Origin of the sequence: Kiloniella laminariae DSM 19542 (assembly GCF_000374005.1) — a bacterium.
In the GTDB taxonomy this organism is placed as follows: Bacteria; Pseudomonadota; Alphaproteobacteria; order Kiloniellales; family Kiloniellaceae; genus Kiloniella; species Kiloniella laminariae.
In genome coordinates this window covers 683,792-701,355 of sequence record NZ_KB893134.1, presented here as the reverse complement: position 1 = coordinate 701,355, position 17,564 = coordinate 683,792, and the positions used below count along the sequence as shown (strand labels likewise).

Below are 17,564 nucleotides of genomic sequence, written 5' to 3'. Positions count from 1 at the left end.
GCTGCTATTTTGTCGGGGGACTGTGTTCTGTATCATGTGTTGCCCCAAGATCCTTCAGAGCCTTGAGCACCAGACCAAACATTTCAGGTCGACGAACAGCCATCCCCGCTTCCTCTTCGGCGACTTCCAGTTCCCGGGCATCGTATTCCCAACGGCGCAAGATCTCGACTTTCTGAGCACGGTTCAATTCGTCCGTATCAAGAACTTCCGCAGGAATATCGAATACAGCTGTGGGATCAAGCATTGCTTTTTCCAGATCAATCACTTTTATCCTCCCTTGAATAGTTTCAAAACAGGTGAATAGTTTCAAAAACAGGATGGCATGCAAGATTTCAGATTAAATAAGCTTCCTTACATTTCTTTGTATTATACAGCATTGGCGCCTGATTTACGATCAACTCACAAAAAAATCATAAATCTGCAGGGCCGTATAACGGAACAAGAGCTCTCATCTTCTTGAAAAAAGTTTTTCAATATCTGTAAGCTTCAATTCTATATAGGTGGGTCTGCCGTGATTGCACTGCCCGGAATGAGGTGTCACTTCCATCTGTCGTAACAGGGCGTTCATCTCTTCACTGTTCAACCGTCGTCCTGACCGCACCGATCCATGACAGGCCATGGTCCCCAGCACCCGCTCCACCCGCTCTTTCAGAGCCAGCGTTTCACCCAGTTCAGCCAGTTCATCCGCAAGATCCATGACCAGTGCTGCAGCATTGGCCCGCTCCCCGAGAATAGCCGGAACCTCCCGAACCACCACAGCCCCCGGGCCGAAAGCTTCCAATACCAGACCAAGTTCCGACAGTTCATCCGCCCGCTTGACCAGGCGGCGTGCTGCATCTTCTTCCAGCTCGACCACCTCCGGCAGCAACAGCATTTGGGATTTCATCCCCTGCGCTGCCATCTGCTCTTTCATTTTTTCCAGCACCAACCGTTCATGGGCAGCATGCTGATCAACAATAACAATGCCTGTTTCTGTCTGGGCAATAATATAATTTTCATGATACTGCGCCCGCGCCGCGCCAAGGGGATGCGCAGCATGGTCAAAGTGTTCAGCTTCACGAGCTTCTGTTTGTGGATTCCAGCTGCTGCCGGTTTCCGCCAACCCGCTTGTCGCCTCTCCCCCGCGGGCATGAGGGGCAAAGCTCTCTGCGCCGGGCAAGGTCGACTGGTTGCCGCCAAGAGGAGCCTGGGACGAAAAGATGGTTTCAGACAGGCGACCGGAAGGATAACTCACTGAAGGCCTTGCTTGCCAGTTATAGGCGTGACCAGAACGCCCCTCTGACCCGTCCTGTTCCTGACGATTTCTTGCCGCTTCAAGCATGCCAAGGGCCGAGTTGGCAACTGACGTGGACGCCCGGTGCCCCGCTTCGGCCAGCGCATGTTTGCAGGCCCCGACAATCAGTCCCCGCACCAGGGCAGCATCGCGGAAGCGGACCTCGGTTTTGGCGGGATGCACGTTGACATCCACCATCTCGGGCGGCATTTCCAGAAACAGCGCCAACAGCGGATGACGATCACGGGCCAGAAAATCCTGATAAGCCCCCCGTACCGCTCCCTGTAACAGACGATCCTTAACCGGACGACCATTGACAAAAAGATACTGGTGCTGGGCATTGCCCCGGTTCAGGGTCGGCAGGCCAATGTAGCCGGACAGAGAAAGATATTCCCGCTCTGCATCGACCCTGAGGGCATTTTCTCCAAACTCGCGCGCCATAACAGACGACAGGCGCTTGAGCCGGGCTTCAAAAAGATCACCGCTATTGGCAGGCAGGCGCAGCAGGGTACGCTTCTCATCAGAGAGCGAAAAGCCAACCTCAGGATGTGCCATCGCCAGACGTTTCATCACATCTTCAGCATGACTAAGTTCTGTCCGGGCGACCTTGAGAAATTTCAGTCGCGCTGGCGTGGCAAAAAACAGATCCCTGATCTCTACCCTTGTGCCCGGATTACAGGCTGCAGGCTGGACAGACGATACTGTGCCGCCCTCGACCCGGATCGACCAGGCATCCTCAGCCTGTTTCTCGCGGCTGGTAATCTGCAGGCGAGCCACCGCACCAATAGACGGCAAGGCCTCCCCCCGAAACCCCAGCGTTTCAATATGGACCAGATCATCACTCGGAAGCTTGGAAGTTGCATGCCGCTCAATACAGAGAGCAAGCCCCTCTTTGCTCATCCCGCAGCCATCATCGCTCACCGCAATATAGCTGCGCCCGCCGTCGCGCATCTGCACATCAATATGCGTCGCCCCGGCATCCAGCGCATTTTCCACCAGCTCCTTGACCGCCGCAGCCGGGCGTTCAAGAACTTCTCCTGCAGCAATCTGGTTGACCAGGGTTTCCGGCAAACGACGGATAGACACTACAAATTTCCCTTCAGAACCAATCGGCTTTGACAGTCAGCTTACGTGGCGTTTTCTGTATTAAGGTCCCGCAGGAAACGACGAGCAAGAACCTTGCCCTGCTCCACTGCGGGTTGATCATAGGGGTTCACACCCAGAAGATCTGCGGCGATCACCGTTTCAAGCATATAATGCATGGTCAGCGCCCCAAGCGCCTGCTCGTCAATCTGCTGCAAGGTGATCTTGCGCACCGGACGACCGTTCTTTGCCAGGGTCTGCGCTGTCGCTTCGGCTGATACTGTAAGCAGATCCCCCAATGTCCGTCCACGCAGATAGCTCAGTGTGTCCTCACCATCCGGCAGGGCGGAATCCACCGGCAGACCTTCACCACGGGCATCGTGATAGATCATGGTGAACATTTTGTCCTGGGGACCATCAAGGTAGAGCTGCAACTGGCTATGCTGGTCAACCGTTCCCAAGGCGCGGATCGGGGTGGTGCCCTTGCCTTCCTTGCCCAGACTTTCAGCCCAGAGTTGGTTATACCAGAGCCCCAGATCCGCCAAACGGTCTTCATAGGGCATGATCACTGTCTGCGAAATATTGCGCTGACGCAGCAGACCCGTGGCAACAGACGCGCCGACGACCGGGGCAATCTCTTCCATATCCTTTGTGTTCAGCGCCTGATGAACCACTTTGGCAGCAGCTTCGCGCAAGGCGTTGACATCCAGACCTGCAATCATTGCGGGCAACAGCCCGACAATGGTCAAAAGACAGAAGCGCCCGCCGATCAGCGGATTTTGATCCAGACACTCCAGCCCTAGTTCACGCGCGAGTTTTCTCAGGGGATTTGGTCTGGGCTCTGTAATAATGGTCACCCGCTCGGCCAGTTTGTCCGGGCCATAGGCCTTTTGAAAGGCCGGAAGTAGCGCCATGAACTGGGCGACGGTTTCCGCTGTTGATCCCGATTTCGACAGGGTGATCAGACCCGTGGTCGAAATGTCCAGCCGCTTGAGCAGAACAGCAAAGCTGTAGGGGTCAATATTATCGACAAAATGCAGCCGTGGACCACCGTTTACTGGTCCAAAAGGGCTGTTCGCCAAACCGTAGAGTGTTCTGCCTCCCAGGGAAGAGCCACCCGTCCCCAGAACAATTACATCGCTACAGTTATCCCGGTAGGAGGAAACCAGCGACTGACAAGCCGCAAGATCTTCACGCTCTTCGGGGATGGAAAGAAACGGCAGACGCCCGCTTTCCTTGTCCTCTTTCAAGCGCACCAGACTCTGTGTGCAGCTGGCAAGCTGCTCTTCAAATATCTGGCGTTTAAGACCACCTTCACCGAGGAATTCCTCAAGGCAAAAATTAATATCGTGAGTATAAGACATCGCATCCACAGGTTATTTGCTATCGGCAACAGCCGACGCGCTGAAACTGAACCGTAACAAACTGGTGTTTGGACCAAAAGCACAAACACCCCTTGGTTTCCATGAAACCAGCTTGATCAGCGTCTTGGCACCGGATTTTCCTCTTTCAAACCCACAGGAGCCCCCGCGACAATAACAGTCAGGTTATCCGCATCATACATTCTGCGGGCAACCCGCCGGGCATCCTCCAGCGTTACAGCCTCCAGATAGCTATTACGCTTGTCCAGATAATCGATGCCCAATTTGTTAAGCTGCATCGCCAGAAGAATATCCGAAACCTGTTCCGTACTGGTAAAGTTCAGCGGGAATGATCCTGTCAGATAGGTCACGGCATCCGATAGCTCCTGCTGGCTCGGTCCCTTATTTGCCATCAAGCGCCACTGATCCCGAATAATCTGAATCGATTCCGCAACCCGGTCATTTTGGGTTGCAACTGTTGCAATAAGTAAAGGTGCCTGCTCTTGTGCAGAGAGAAAACTACCGACGGAATAGGCCAAGCCTCTCTTTTCCCGAACCTCCTGATAAAGGCGCGATGAAAAACTACCACCTCCCAGGATATGGTTCACGATCACCGCTGCATAGTAATCAGGATCATCACGAGCAATACCACCCTGGGCCAACAAAACTTCGCTTTGAGGGATATCTTCTTCAATCACGATGGTTCCCCCCGTCACGGCAGGGGAAACATCGACAATCTCGCTGGATCTGGATTTTTCGGAAACTCCGGAAAAAGCTTGATCAAGTATGACCCCGAGTTCCTCGGCAGAAATATCCCCAACAGCCGCAACAGTAAGATTATCCTGTCCGATAAAATTACTCATATAATGACGCATGTCCTCTACCGTAACCGACGAGAGGCTTTCAGGTGTGCCATCATTTGGCCGTCCAAAAACATGTCCTGGATAGAACAGCTGTCTGAGCCTGTCCTGTGTCTTGTAACTGGGGTCTTCCTGACGGCGTTCCAACGTCAGCTTGATTTGCGAGCGAATTCTTTCTACTGGTTCTGGATCAAACCGAGGCTCAGTCAAAGATGAACGTAAAAGACCGATTGCCGTAGCCTGATTTTTTTTCAATGTAAAAAGGCTGCCATTCAGCTGGTCGCGACCCGCATCAAAACGAAGCGAGATAGAGAGGTCATTTAGTTTCCCCTGGAAGGCTTGGGAATCGAGATCGCCGGAACCTTCGTCAATTGTCGCCGCAACAAAGTTGGCCAGGCCTTCTTTACCATAGGGATCAACCGAAGATCCGCCACCAAAAGAAAAATTGATCGCAACAATCGGGTTTCTGTGGTTTTCAACCAGCCAGGCCTTGATCCCACCCGGAGACACCACCTGTTTGACCTCTACTGCCAATGACAATTCCGGGCGAATTGTTATCAGGAGAGATGAAAGCAGGAACAGATAAAAATACGCACAGCCTGACTTGATAATTTTTCCCGCAAAAGAGCTGTTTCTCTTTAACAAAACACTCATTCTGTAATTTCCTCGGTCAGCCCTTCTGGTAACAGCACGCCGGTCACGGATTGGTTGGTAATAACAATCTGCTTCATAGCTCGATTGACATCCTCAGCCGTTACTTCTGCAATCCGCGCAGGCCAGTTCTCGACATCAGCAACCGTACGTCCTGTTGTCAGGGCGCGCCCGAATATATTGGGAGCAGCCGAAAGAGGATCGCGGGCAAACACCGCAGCATCCGCCATCCGGCTCTGCGCTTTACGGACCTCTTCCTCCGTCACACCAGTTTCCATGATCTTCTGGATCTCCTCATGCAGACGTTCTTCTGCCTGTTCAAGAGGGATGTCGGGGCGGGGAGAAATATAAAAAATAAAGCTGCCCAGATCATAAGCTCCTGGATTATAGGAAGTCCCAACAGAGGCCGCTGTTCCCTCTTCGACAGCCAAGGTCTTGTAGAGCTTGCTGGTCGCCCCACTGCCAATAATTTCGTCTAGGATCTGTAAGGCGTAAGGAACGTTACCTTCCGCCGTGCGGTAACTCGGTGCAAGATAGCGGATTGAAAGCGTGGGACTGCTAACCAGCTTGCTTTCCAGTTCCACCCGTCGGGCCGCATTCTGGGGTGGTTCGGATATCCGGTTTCGTTCAGGAACATCCCGCGCCGGAATCACACCATAGAATTTCTCCGCCAGAGGACGGACTTCCTCAGCCGTGGTATCTCCCGCGACAACCAGCACAGCATTATTCGGAGCGTACCATTTGTGATAGAATCTCAAGGCGGTTTCGGTATTGAGCTCCTCGATTTCATGATCCCACCCAATGATCGGTATCCGGTAGGGATGATTGAGGTACTGGCTCGCCTGCATAACTTCTCCAAGTTGGGCAGAAGGGTTGTTATCAACCCGGCTCCGGCGTTCTTCCCGCACCACTTCGCGTTCAGGCAGGACGATATCATCGGTCAGTACCAGCCCTGTCATCCTGTCCGCTTCAAGCTCCATCACCAGTGCCAGACGATCCTTGGCAACGGTCTGATGGTAGGCGGTGTAGTCCCAGGAAGTGAAGGCATTTTCCTCACCACCATTTTTTGCCACGAGGGATGAAAAATCGCCGTTCTTAAAACGTTCGGTTCCCTTGAACATCAGATGTTCAAGGAAATGAGCATTCCCGGATTCCCCCGCCACTTCATCCGCAGCACCAACCTTGTACCACAGCATCTGCGTCACGATCGGTGCACGATGGTTAGAGATCACCACCACCTGTAACCCGTTATCGAGGGTGAAGGTCTCTGGTTTGAAGATTTCAGCCTGAACAGGACTGACCGCGACAAGAAAACAAAGTCCGGTAATCGCAGTGGAAAGGCACTTCAATTTGGAAAATATAACACTATTCATGAGCAGATCGGTTCGCCCTTTATCCCAGGGGAGAACTTCCCCTGATGCTAGGAAAATAAGTAGATCCGGTTCAATCCCGACACAAGGGCCGTAGAAAAATATATCTACCGGAAACCGGCATTATTCACGCTCTGCGCCGTTCTGAACAGGAGCGAAATCAGTATCGAATTTCATAACCTGTAAAACAGTTCCAACGCAAAAAAGCTCCGGCAAACCGGAGCTTTTAGATTCAGGCGATCCTGTATCTCTAGAAGATACCGTCCAGAACACCTTCAAGAGGCGCTTCGCGATTGCGAACAATCGTTGGGGTCTCACCCTGCCCTCTGGTTCCAAGAGCTGCATTCTCCTGCAGACGTTTGGCTTCCTTGACCGGATCAACGACAGAGTTTGGAGTTGGCTGGTCTTTCCAGAAGATCAGTGTATCAACCACCTGTTCGCTCTCTGAGTTCAACTGGCGGGTTTCACGATCAACCAGCAGGCGGATATCACTTGGTGCCTCATCAGCACCAGCCGATTTCAGTAAAGACATCTCACCTTCACTGCGGTTGCCCTGGGACAGAGCAAAGTCTTCAGCCGGCCCGGCACTGCCGTCCAGATTGAATACAGCCCGCCGTGCTTTACCTTGAGGAGAGCCTTCCTGCGGACGCAAGGCACCCGGGCGAGGCGGAGCAAGATTATAATCAGGTGGCAAGCTCAAAGGAGCACGCGATACAACTTTGAACTCGTCGGGGGAGCGTTTACCCAAACCGATCTGTTCTTTCAGGGTATCACCGCATCCGGCAACTGCGAGGGAGATCCCGAGGACTCCCAAAATCTTCAAACTTTTCATCCGTTCAACCTGCGTCCCTTTACAAGGTCCCTATTTATTACCCTTAGATTGCGTCAAGAACAAGCCATCACAGAGTAAAATCACCACTCCGATGAAAATCGTACTGTCTGCCAGATTAAATGCGGGCCAGGGATTGAAGATCTGCCAGGGAAGCCATGAGAGGGTGAAACTGAGAAAATCCACCACACCAATATGGAGAATACGGTCAATCACATTACCAATCGCTCCTCCACAAATCAGACCGACCGACAGTGCCAGTCGGCGGGAGGGTTCCCTGTGCAACCAGACAAACATCCCGATAACGATTGCCACGGCGGCTCCTGCAAGAATGAAGGGGCGCCAGGGGGAATCGCTGCCAAAGAGACCAAAACTCACCCCCGTATTATAGGCAAGAACCAGATCAAAAAAGCCCGTAACCTCGATAACCCGGGGCGGGTTCATCACTTCGATCAGGATGAACCATTTGCTTGCCTGGTCCAGCCCGACAATCAGGGTCGCCAGGAACAGAGCCCTGAGCAACATCGCGGAACCATTTGTTGACACCCGGCTCATTTTTATGACTTCACCAGAACATCTGCACAGCGGCTGCAGGTATCTTCGGCATGCGGATGGCTTCCCACGTCAGGCAGAACCTTCCAGCAACGCTGACACTTGTCACCTTCTGCAATATCTACAACAACCCCCACACCTTCAACATCCTGAAGCCTGTAGGCTTCCTCTGGTGCATCTGCACGAACCAGCTCGATCTGGGACGTGATACAGATGTCAGCCATATCAAGATCACCAATGGCCTCCATCAGCTCGTTACGGGCAATATAAACCGCAGGGCGCGCCTGAAGGCTGGATCCGATTTTCTTTTCTGCCCGCAGAACTTCAATTGCTCCGGTAACAACCCGGCGCACTTCACGGATTTTATCCCAACGGCTTGCCAGTTCTTCGTTCTTCCAACTCGCCGGAATTTCGGCAAAGGTGCGAAGATGTACGGACTCTTCAGCCCCCTTCTTGCCCCGGGCCAGCCAGGCTTCCTCGGTTGTGAAACAGAGGATTGGTGCCAGCCAGGCCGTCAGACTGTCAAAGAGAATATCAATAACCGTACGGGCCGCACGGCGAACAGTGCTGTCAGGTGCATCGCAATAAAGCGCATCCTTGCGCAGATCGAGATAGAAAGCCGACAGATCTACAGCGCAGAAATTGTGCAGGGCCTGGAACATGGCGTGATAGTCATAGTCATCACAGCTTTTGCGCACAATCACATCAAGCTCGGTCAAGCGATGCAGAACCCACTTTTCAAGTTCGGGCATCTGCTCGACTGGCAAGCGCTCCTCATCGGTGAAGCCGTCCAGGCTCCCCAACAAAAAGCGCAGGGTGTTGCGCAGACGACGGTAGGCATCGGCCTGATACTTGAGGATTTCATCCCCAACCCGCAAGTCCTGGGAATAATCGGAAGCCACCACCCAGAGACGCAGAATATCCGCACCATATTTGGCGATGATTTCTGCCGGAGCAATAATATTACCCAGAGACTTGGACATCTTTCGGCCCTTGTCATCCAGCACAAAACCGTGGGTCAGAACCGCATCATAAGGGGCACGGTTTCTTGTTCCTGCAGATTCCAGAAGGGAAGTGTGGAACCAGCCACGATGCTGGTCTGATCCTTCAAGATAGAGATCCGCGGGCCATTTCAGCTCGGGACGGGCCTCGAGCACAAAACTGTGGGTAGAGCCGGAATCAAACCAGACCTCGATCACATCCATGATCTGTTCAAAATCATCCGGATTATATTCATTGCCCAGGAACCGTGCCGGGGAACTGTTAAACCAGGCATCCCCACCTTCTGCGTGGAAAGCCTCGACAATCCGGTCGAGAACTTTCTGATCCCGCAAAGGTTCGCCGGTTTTCTTTTCCATGAAAATCGGCAAAGGCACACCCCAGACGCGCTGACGCGAGACACACCAATCCGGGCGACCCTCAACCATTTTATAGAGTCTGTTGCTGCCCTGCTCCGGGACAAAGCGGGTATCATCAATTGCCTTGAGTGCTTTTTCCCGAAGGCCGTTTGTCTCCATAGAGATAAACCATTGCGGCGTACTCCGGAAAATCAATGGCGCTTTGGAGCGCCAGGAATGCGGATAGCTGTGGCGCATGGAGCCTTTGGCCAGCAACCCGCCGGTTTCGATCAGGGCCTTGATCGCCTTGCCATTAGCATCGCCCGGCTTGCCTTCCTGGGTATAGACACAAGCACCAGAAAAGAAGGGAACGTGATCGTAATAGATCCCGGCTTCGTCCAGCATCATCGGCACTTCAAGGCCGTGTTTGCGCCCCAGTTCGTTATCGTCGGCACCATGGCTTGGGGCAACATGCACAAAGCCGGTACCGGCTTCATTAGTCACAAAATCTGCCTGCAGCAGAGGCACGTCATAGTCGTATCCGCCATCCGCACCTTCGAGACCACGCAACGGATGCTGGACACGCACTTCAGTCAAATCGGATACGACACCCGCTTCCCGCCACTTTTCGATCCGGGCATCAAGCCGTACCTGCTCGGACAGTTCCCGATTGAGGACCAGGCGTTCGCCAACCCGGGCCAAACTGCCTTCGCCAAGTTCCTCGACCTCATAGACCACATACTCAAACTCGGCCCCACAGGCAACAGCCCGGTTGGCAGGAATGGTCCAGGGCGTCGTTGTCCAGATGACAACCGAAGCACCATCAAGTAAGGGATCTTTGCTGCTGGCAATCGGGAAACGAACCCAGATGGTCGGGGATTTGTGTTCATGGTATTCGACCTCGGCATCAGCCAGGGCCGTTTTCTCCACAACAGACCAGAGCACCGCCTTGGTGCCCATGTATAGCCCCTTGTTCATCAGGAACTTGCCCATTTCTTTTACAATCAGAGCTTCCGAGGCAAAATCCATCGTCTTGTATGGTCTGTCCCAGTCAGCCTCAATCCCGAGACGCTTGAATTCCTCGATCTGGGTCGCAATCCATTTGTCTGCAAACTCGCGGCACTCCTTGCGGAACTCGATCACAGGCACCTCGTCCTTGTCCTGTCCGCGCGCGCGATAACCCTCTTCAATTTTCCACTCGATCGGCAGACCGTGACAATCCCATCCCGGGACGTAATGAGCATTCTTGCCCATCATCTGCTGCGAGCGGTTGATCACGTCTTTCAGTACTTTGTTCAGGGCATGCCCCATGTGCAGGTGGCCGTTCGCATAGGGAGGACCATCGTGAAGTATGAATTTTTCACGATCCTTGCTCGTCGCACGCAGCTTTTCAAACAGACCAATATCAATCCAGTGCTTCAGAATTTCCGGCTCTTTAGCCGGCAGTCCTGCGCGCATGGGGAAATCGGTCTTGGGGAGAAAAACTGTATCTTTATAATCCGTGCTCATGGAGCCACTCTTCCGTCTACGTTTTGGCCTACTATTTTTGGCAATTTTTGGTGATTATTGGCTTATTCTATGCTTGCTGTCGGAACAACAAACTCTAGAGGGTGATCTCTTAAGGACATCAAAAGCTCTCTGGCCTGTTTGCTGTCTTTGTCGATCTGTTCTTTCAGGGCTGTCAGCCCGTCAAATTTCTTCTCGGGGCGAAGATAATCCACGATTTGCACCCGCAGGTCCATACCATAAATATCTTCATCAAAGTCAAAGATAAAGACTTCAAGATTAACTGAATCTCCATCCAGGGTCGGGCGTGTGCCAATATTGGCAACACCGTGATACCAGTGGGTTCGCCCCAAACCTTCTACCCCGGCCTTGGCAATGCGTACGGCGTAAACACCCAGAGCCGGAACAAGATAGTTATCCATCGACAGATTGGCCGTCGGGAAACCGATGGTCCTGCCTCGCTGAAACCCGTGTAGCACCGGGCCATCAATTTCCCAATAACGCCCAAGGATTTTTGCCGCGGCAACAGGCTTTCCCTGCTGCAGATAATCACGAACTCGCGATGAGGAAAGGGCCACGTCACTGTGGTCTGTCACAGCTTTTGCGGCATGGACAGAAAAGCCATGCTCGGCCCCCATCTTCTCAAGCAGCTGGGCATTACCCTGACGATTTTTGCCAAAGCAGAAATCCCATCCGATCACCAGTTGCTTGGCACCCAGATCCCGGACCAGTGTGTCCAGCACAAAAACCTCGGCCGACTGTTGCGAGAATTCCCTGGTGAAATCCTGAACAAAAACATGATCGACACCCGCTTTATGCAAAGCATGTGCTTTGGCAATCATCGGCGTCAGCCGGAAACAGGGTTGGTTAGGCTGGAACAGGGATCGAGGGTGTGGCTCAAAAGTCAGCACGGCCAGTGGCAAGCCAAGCTTCTTTGCGATCTCCGCCGCCTGTCCGATAACAGCCTGATGACCAAGGTGCACCCCGTCAAAGTTGCCAATCGCAACAACAGCGCCCCTGGCTTCAGCGGGTAAATTGGAGAAATTATGAAAAACTGCCATGTTCAGATCTGGCCCTGCTCATCCCGTACATTTCCTCGACAAAACCAGTCGCAAGCTTGTTCTGTTTGTTGCGCCCAACGTGTTTCGAAGAGATAGCTACCCGAGCCCCGTTAATTCGGGGACTCGCTTCAAGCGCCTATGAATACTAGCTCAGCAGGCGCTTGAAAACAGGCGAGTAGCCTTTTTACAAAAGAATAGCCGAGAAACGCCTTGATAGCTGTGTTGAGCAACCAGATAAATACCCTGATAGTTCCAGTCAGATCGGGACCATCCCTGAACGCAGCGCTGATCAGGGGCGTGAAGAAACCATGATCACGGCTTCACCTTCAAGAACCGTCTTCCCGGCCACCTGACAAAATGTCTCGAGAACAACACGTTTCTTCTCGACAATAACCTCTTTTACCCGCGCTGTAGCCGTCACGGTATCGCCAATACGTACCGGCGCCTTGAACTTCAAAGACTGCGAAAGATAAATACTGCCAGGTCCGGGCAGTTTAGTGCCTAAAACTGCCGAGAGAAAAGAAGCTGTCAGCATTCCGTGGGCGATGCGACCTTCAAATACACTCGTCCGGGCCAACTCTTCGTTGATATGTACCGGGTTGGTATCACCGGAGATGCCGGAAAACAGCACAATGTCAGCTTCTGTCACTGTTTTGGCAAAAGATGCTTCCATCCCTGCGCTTAGATCTTCAAGATAATAACCCTGCATATCATTCCCCTGTTAAGCCAGTACCCGCCCAAAATCATTGTTTTCCAAATTAGTGTTTTGTTTCGCGACAAAGCCGATAACTGTAATTTACTGTCTCACGCTAACTTTTCAAAGAGAGCAAAACAAGTTATTTTTGCACTGCAGCAAAAGCATCCGACAGCAACAATGGATGTGCATAAACTCTGGTTGTTCTTTGGTGGGTCCACGTCTTACAATGAGGCATCAATCCAGCTTGGAACAGTGATGCTCTATCGAACTCTAAAGACAACCCTGGGCTTTCTCGCCCTTACATTGCTTGTGGCCTGTGGTGCGGATAAAAACGCCCGCCCAATCACCGGCAGTCTTCCCCAGGCATCAGCCGAACAAGCCCGAATTTATTTTTATCGCTCGAAAGTTCCCTTTCTTGCCGCTCTACAACCTGAATTTCTGGTCAACGGCAAAGCGGTGGGAAGTGCTGTGCTCAACCAAGCTTTTTTTCGCGATGCACACCCTGGAAACTATGAGATCCAGATCTCCTCTCACATGAAAAAAATACTGCCACTGACTCTGAATCCGGGAGAAACCTATTATATACGGGCCTTCGGCACCACCTCGGTGGTCAGAACCTATTTGACAATCGAAGAGGTGTCAGAAGAAGAAGCCCTGGAGGATCTCAAAGGACAGAAGCTTCTTCCCTGAACAGTCGACGATAAAGTCTGTGGCCTAATCTTCTTCCTGAGCCGAAACAGCGGCTGGAACAACATCCTCTCGCACCAGCACTGCCGCAAAAAAACCGTCTGTTGCGTCGCGTGCCGGGCTCAGACGCAGCATTTCGCCGATGTGTTCCGGCATTTTCTTGGGCATACGCTCTTCCCAGATTTCGGCTACAGGCATAAGTTTGAAATCGGGCCGGGAGCGAAGAAACTTTTCTACCTGCTCTTCATTCTCGGCAGGAAGCAGCGAACAGGTGGCATAGACCAGACGCCCCCCGGGTTTCACCAGACGGGCTGCAGATGTCAGAATACTCTCCTGCAAAGCCACCAGCTCTGCCAGGTCCTCTTCATCACGCCGCCATTTTGAATCAGGTGATCGCCGCCAAGCACCGGTACCGCTACAGGGTGCATCAATCAAAACCCGGTCGAACTTGCCCTTGTTTTTCTTGACCCAGGGATCGCGTTCGCTTTCAAGGATTTTACGCTCGGCATTAAACACCCCCGCCCGTTTGAGGCGTTGCGCCGCACGTGCCAGACGTTTGCTATGAACATCGGCAGCAATCAGCTGGCCTTTGTTATCCATATCAGCGGCAAGCGCGAGCGTCTTTCCGCCAGCCCCTGCGCAAAAGTCGATCACTCTCTGGCCGGGTTCAACCGCAACCAGGACAGACAAGACCTGGGAACCAGCGTCCTGGATCTCGATTTCCCCCCGTTCATAGAAGGGAAGATGTACTTTCTTCGGGTCATCCAGAACACGGATACCATTTGGCAGCCAGTCGATAGCTTCAGCCTTGCACCCGGCTTTTTCCAGACGCGGCAGCAGATCCTCACGGTTTCCCTTGAAAGGATTAACCCGCAGATCAAGCGGGGCTGGCCCATTGAGTGCCGCGGCTTCTTCGCCAAATCGCTCTCCGAAGACGGCACGCATGCCGCTTTCTGCCCAGGGCGGACATTCGTTCATCGCCCCTTCCGGCATGGTTTCCTCTGCCAGACTTTTTCCTTCCATCGAGCTTAAAACCCGCGCCTCGGAATCTGTCAGACGGGCAAGATATCCGCCACCGCCACGACAAAGTGCCGTGATATCAGCCACAGACTTGTTATAAGTCAGCGCCAGATCCGCCAGCAAAAGTTTGCGCAGCTGTTTTGTCTGCCCCTTGATCTCAAGCCACCAGAGCAACCGACGATAGCGCCGAATCACCCCCCAGACCATATCGCGGATGCGGCTGTGATCCCGGTCGGTCAAACGACCCTTTATGTTGGCAAAATGGGATGCCAGCTCCCGGTCAATCGGGCTATTGGTTGCCGAGGCATTTTCCAGAATTTGATGGATATGGAACAGCAATCGGCCCAACGGAAGATCAACCCGCTGAAAATCTCGCCCGGGTCGCGCACCACTTTTTGGACGCTCTTCTTCTGTTCTCAAGGCTGCAGCTCTGGTCTCCAGAGCAGGAGACGTTCTCTTTTCGTCTCCTTGAGTTTCAACTCTCTTGGTATAGGATCCTGTTTTACTGCCGCCAGATTTTTGATCACGTGAACGATTATACGGGCGATCCGAGGCCGTGCCAGCAGAACGTCCCCCAGAGCGCTCTCCAGAACGATCAGCATAAGAACGATCAGCGGGTTTTCCCGAGGCAGATTGGCCTCCGCCTGAACCTTTCTTGGTCAGAAAGCGTTCTTTTCGCGCTTGCTGCTTTTCCGGCCCACTTGGGACTTTACCGCTTTTTTTGGGATCAGATCTGTCAGCCATGCGCGTTTCCTAAAGTCCTAATATTTCTTGTTCAATTTTTGAGAACCCAACGACAACAGCATCTCCGACCTCGAATACCGGGCGTTTGATCAGGGTTGGATTTTCCAGCATCAGAGACTTTGCCTGATCAGCATCAATGCGTTCTTTCACATCATCCGGAAGGGCGCGCCAGCTTGTCCCCCGGCGATTCAGCAACTTTTCCCAACCAACAGCCTGTAACCAACGATCAAGCTGTTGTTCGGATAATCCATCAGCGCGAAAATCGTGATAACTGTGCGGTATAGCTTTCCCGGCAAAAATCTTGATCGCCTTGCGACAGGTATCGCAATTTTTGATTCCATGAATTTTGGTCGTCACAGACATCGGTTATTTCCAGCCATATTATTCAAGAGCAGTCATCATAGATGCCTAGGTAAAGATCTATGCGAAAAATGCAAGTAAACTTCACCCTGGATAATGCAATGCAGCTACCCGCCCACCAGTGAAGCCAAGGGAGAAACGCCAATAAGCTGGCCGTGGTAACTCAGGGCAAGACCATAAGCCACCAGGCCTATCGCTGGCCCCATCACACCCAACCGGGGCAGAGTATCACCAGGCTGGAATTTGAGCCGAGATATCTTTGGCAGATATCCCGTCTGGGACAGGAACAGCTGATCCTGTTCAGAAGAGGAATGACGACGCTGTTGATCACTCCAGACCATCGCGATAACAGCATAAATCCCCAGACCGCCGAACAGGATCACAGCGGACTGGTCCCCATTGACCAGCACATGACCGAAACAGGCAAGAGCGACACCACTCAACATGGGATGCCGGGTTAAACGCTGCGTCCCCCGAGACACGTAGGAACTGACCAACAGGATAATAGCCAACGGCATGATCAGAAAACTCTGTAGCAGGACCACAGCGGCATCATTAGGCCAGTAAGGTACAAACCCGGTGCGGGCATACCCGTATAGGGCAGCAGCAAAACTCAGGAGTGATAAAACAGAAAACAGGCTCTTGTAGAGGCCTTCTCCCAAACGAGAGACCAAGAGGGAACGGAAACTCCGTGTCGCGGTTGCCAGATGCAAAACCGCAAAAACCAATAAACCGACAATCTGCAAGGGTACTCCTGCGCCCTCCTGCATATCAACACACCTTTCCGCTCCATCAAAAGCCATATCTGACATTATTTCCGACAGTATGACAGCAGCGCCTGCAGATAACAGCCCTAACACGTCTTCATCCTGCTTCTTCTGCCCCAGCCAGCCTGCCCAAGGCATCTGCCTTGGATTTTCTCTTCTTTTCAGGTATGACCCTCTCTCTTGTCTCCATAACAGAGTAAAACAGATGCAGAGCTGGGACGTCATCATCATCGGCGCAGGTGCAGCGGGGCTGATGTGCGCCATTGAAGCCGGAAAGCGGGGCCGCAAGGTTTTGATTCTTGATCACGCCAGCAAGCTCTGTGAGAAGATCCGAATTTCCGGTGGCGGGCGTTGCAACTTCACCAACATCCATACCACAGCAGCTGATTTTCTTTCGAACAACCGCCACTTCGCCAAATCAGCTCTGGCACGCTATACGCCGCGTGATTTTCTCGACCTTGTGGAAAAACACGGCATCAAATGGCACGAAAAAACCCTTGGCCAGCTGTTTTGTGACAACTCGGCCCAAGACATAATCGATCTTTTGCTCGCAGAATGCCGCTCTGCATCAGTAACGGTCAAAAATCCCGTGACCGTCAAAGGTGTGCGTCCCTTGCCGCAACAGGGCTCAGGCGCAAAATTCTCTCTGGAAAGCAGTGATGGTCCCCTGACCTGTAACTCTCTGGTGATCGCCACGGGCGGTTTATCTATTCCAAAAATTGGTGCTACAGATTTTGGTCACCGGATCGCGAAGCAGTTTGGCGTGCCGCTGACGCCTTTGCGCCCAGCTCTGGTGCCACTGACCCTGAACGAGGCCGACAAAGAGTTTTGTAAAACCTTAAGCGGTGTATCCCAAAACTGTATCGCCTCGGTAAAAAAACAGAAATTTCAGGAAAACCTTCTTTTCACCCACCGCGGCCTCAGCGGTCCGGCCATCCTGCAAATATCATCCTATTGGGAGCCCGGAAAAAGTATCTCTATAAACCTGCTGCCGGACCAAGATATCGAAGCTGACCTGGTTGCGACAGAAAACAGCAAGAAAGCCCTGACCAATGTTCTTGCTCCTTTTATGAGCAAACGCTTTGCCCAGGAATGGGTTGAACGAAAGGCCGAGAACCGGACACCCGCTGACCTCGGCAGTAAAAAGCTGCACAAAATCGCTGAAGACATTCATAACTGGATCATTACCCCGGCGGGGGATGAAGGTTATGCCAAGGCTGAAGTCACCTTGGGCGGGGTCGATACCAAAGACCTTTCCTCAGCCACCATGGAAAGCAAGACCAAGCCCGGCCTGTTTTTTATTGGCGAGGTCATGGATGTCACCGGCCATCTCGGCGGTTTTAACTTCCAGTGGGCCTGGGCCTGTGGTCATGCCGCTGGGCAAGCCGTATAGCTGCTTCAGCAGT

General features: G+C 52.7%; 15 protein-coding genes. 2 read left to right on the top strand and 13 right to left on the bottom strand.

What is annotated here, in order from left to right; translation table 11 throughout:
- Nucleotides 1-4: 4 nt before the first annotated feature.
- The 10 genes from B152_RS0103425 to B152_RS0103380 all read right to left on the bottom strand — a co-directional run bounded on the left by B152_RS0103425 (nt 5) and on the right by B152_RS0103380 (nt 12,592).
- Complete coding sequence (locus tag B152_RS0103425; protein ID WP_020590983.1) at nt 5-265, bottom strand: hypothetical protein; 261 nt, start codon at nt 263-265, stop codon at nt 5-7.
- Between the two features lie 183 nt (nt 266-448).
- Nucleotides 449-2,359, bottom strand: a complete 1,911-nt coding sequence (gene mutL, locus B152_RS0103420; RefSeq protein WP_020590982.1) for a DNA mismatch repair endonuclease MutL — start codon at nt 2,357-2,359, stop codon at nt 449-451.
- Nucleotides 2,360-2,400: 41 nt separating this feature from the next.
- On the bottom strand, nt 2,401-3,720 hold the full coding sequence (locus B152_RS0103415) for a hypothetical protein (RefSeq protein WP_020590981.1): 1,320 nt from the start codon (nt 3,718-3,720) through the stop codon (nt 2,401-2,403).
- Nucleotides 3,721-3,836: 116 nt separating this feature from the next.
- The gene (locus B152_RS0103410) at nt 3,837-5,231 is read right to left on the bottom strand and encodes a M16 family metallopeptidase (RefSeq protein ID WP_020590980.1); all 1,395 of its coding nucleotides are present in this window, start codon (nt 5,229-5,231) and stop codon (nt 3,837-3,839) included.
- Complete coding sequence (locus B152_RS0103405; RefSeq protein ID WP_020590979.1) at nt 5,228-6,601, bottom strand: M16 family metallopeptidase; 1,374 nt, start codon at nt 6,599-6,601, stop codon at nt 5,228-5,230. The genes B152_RS0103410 and B152_RS0103405 overlap by 4 nt, the downstream gene beginning before the upstream one ends.
- A gap of 247 nt (nt 6,602-6,848) precedes the next feature.
- Nucleotides 6,849-7,430, bottom strand: a complete 582-nt coding sequence (locus B152_RS0103400) for a DUF3035 domain-containing protein (RefSeq protein ID WP_020590978.1) — start codon at nt 7,428-7,430, stop codon at nt 6,849-6,851.
- Nucleotides 7,431-7,460: 30 nt separating this feature from the next.
- Nucleotides 7,461-7,982, bottom strand: coding sequence for a signal peptidase II (lspA, locus tag B152_RS0103395; protein ID WP_020590977.1), 522 nt, complete (start codon nt 7,980-7,982; stop codon nt 7,461-7,463).
- Between the two features lie 2 nt (nt 7,983-7,984).
- Complete coding sequence (ileS, locus tag B152_RS0103390) at nt 7,985-10,825, bottom strand: isoleucine--tRNA ligase (RefSeq protein ID WP_020590976.1); 2,841 nt, start codon at nt 10,823-10,825, stop codon at nt 7,985-7,987.
- Nucleotides 10,826-10,887: 62 nt separating this feature from the next.
- Nucleotides 10,888-11,883 (bottom strand): bifunctional riboflavin kinase/FAD synthetase, encoded by a 996-nt coding sequence (locus B152_RS22320; protein WP_020590975.1) that lies wholly within the window; start codon nt 11,881-11,883, stop codon nt 10,888-10,890.
- A gap of 289 nt (nt 11,884-12,172) precedes the next feature.
- Nucleotides 12,173-12,592, bottom strand: a complete 420-nt coding sequence (locus B152_RS0103380; RefSeq protein ID WP_020590974.1) for a MaoC family dehydratase — start codon at nt 12,590-12,592, stop codon at nt 12,173-12,175.
- Between the two features lie 165 nt (nt 12,593-12,757).
- Between B152_RS0103380 and B152_RS24915 the strand changes: the two genes are divergently transcribed.
- Nucleotides 12,758-13,270, top strand: coding sequence for a DUF2846 domain-containing protein (locus B152_RS24915; RefSeq protein WP_020590973.1), 513 nt, complete (start codon nt 12,758-12,760; stop codon nt 13,268-13,270).
- A gap of 24 nt (nt 13,271-13,294) precedes the next feature.
- Here B152_RS24915 and B152_RS22310 read toward each other — a convergent pair whose 3' ends face one another.
- From B152_RS22310 to B152_RS0103360, 3 genes are all read right to left on the bottom strand, one after another.
- Entirely contained in the window at nt 13,295-15,031 is a 1,737-nt protein-coding gene (locus B152_RS22310) for an RsmB/NOP family class I SAM-dependent RNA methyltransferase (protein WP_020590972.1), read from the bottom strand.
- A gap of 9 nt (nt 15,032-15,040) precedes the next feature.
- Complete coding sequence (locus tag B152_RS0103365; protein WP_020590971.1) at nt 15,041-15,394, bottom strand: arsenate reductase; 354 nt, start codon at nt 15,392-15,394, stop codon at nt 15,041-15,043.
- A 104-nt stretch (nt 15,395-15,498) separates the two neighbouring features.
- On the bottom strand, nt 15,499-16,296 hold the full coding sequence (locus B152_RS0103360) for an NnrU family protein (protein ID WP_020590970.1): 798 nt from the start codon (nt 16,294-16,296) through the stop codon (nt 15,499-15,501).
- 67 nt (nt 16,297-16,363) lie between these two features.
- Between B152_RS0103360 and B152_RS0103355 the strand changes: the two genes are divergently transcribed.
- Nucleotides 16,364-17,551, top strand: a complete 1,188-nt coding sequence (locus B152_RS0103355) for a BaiN/RdsA family NAD(P)/FAD-dependent oxidoreductase (protein WP_020590969.1) — start codon at nt 16,364-16,366, stop codon at nt 17,549-17,551.
- Nucleotides 17,552-17,564 lie beyond the last annotated feature (13 nt).

Excerpts from the sequence above, each read along its gene's own strand:
- B152_RS0103415 (WP_020590981.1), bottom strand. The coding sequence starts at position 3,720 with ATGTCTTATACTCACGATATTAATTTTTGCCTTGAGGAATTCCTCGGT.
- B152_RS0103410 (WP_020590980.1), bottom strand. The coding sequence starts at position 5,231 with ATGAGTGTTTTGTTAAAGAGAAACAGCTCTTTTGCGGGAAAAATTATC.
- B152_RS0103405 (WP_020590979.1), bottom strand. The coding sequence starts at position 6,601 with ATGAATAGTGTTATATTTTCCAAATTGAAGTGCCTTTCCACTGCGATT.
- B152_RS0103400 (WP_020590978.1), bottom strand. The coding sequence starts at position 7,430 with ATGAAAAGTTTGAAGATTTTGGGAGTCCTCGGGATCTCCCTCGCAGTT.
- lspA (WP_020590977.1), bottom strand. The coding sequence starts at position 7,982 with ATGAGCCGGGTGTCAACAAATGGTTCCGCGATGTTGCTCAGGGCTCTG.
- ileS (WP_020590976.1), bottom strand. The coding sequence starts at position 10,825 with ATGAGCACGGATTATAAAGATACAGTTTTTCTCCCCAAGACCGATTTC.
- B152_RS22320 (WP_020590975.1), bottom strand. The coding sequence starts at position 11,883 with ATGGCAGTTTTTCATAATTTCTCCAATTTACCCGCTGAAGCCAGGGGC.
- B152_RS0103380 (WP_020590974.1), bottom strand. The coding sequence starts at position 12,592 with ATGCAGGGTTATTATCTTGAAGATCTAAGCGCAGGGATGGAAGCATCT.
- B152_RS24915 (WP_020590973.1), top strand. The coding sequence starts at position 12,758 with ATGGATGTGCATAAACTCTGGTTGTTCTTTGGTGGGTCCACGTCTTAC.
- B152_RS22310 (WP_020590972.1), bottom strand. The coding sequence starts at position 15,031 with ATGGCTGACAGATCTGATCCCAAAAAAAGCGGTAAAGTCCCAAGTGGG.
- B152_RS0103365 (WP_020590971.1), bottom strand. The coding sequence starts at position 15,394 with ATGTCTGTGACGACCAAAATTCATGGAATCAAAAATTGCGATACCTGT.
- B152_RS0103360 (WP_020590970.1), bottom strand. The coding sequence starts at position 16,296 with ATGCCTTGGGCAGGCTGGCTGGGGCAGAAGAAGCAGGATGAAGACGTG.
- B152_RS0103355 (WP_020590969.1), top strand. The coding sequence starts at position 16,364 with ATGCAGAGCTGGGACGTCATCATCATCGGCGCAGGTGCAGCGGGGCTG.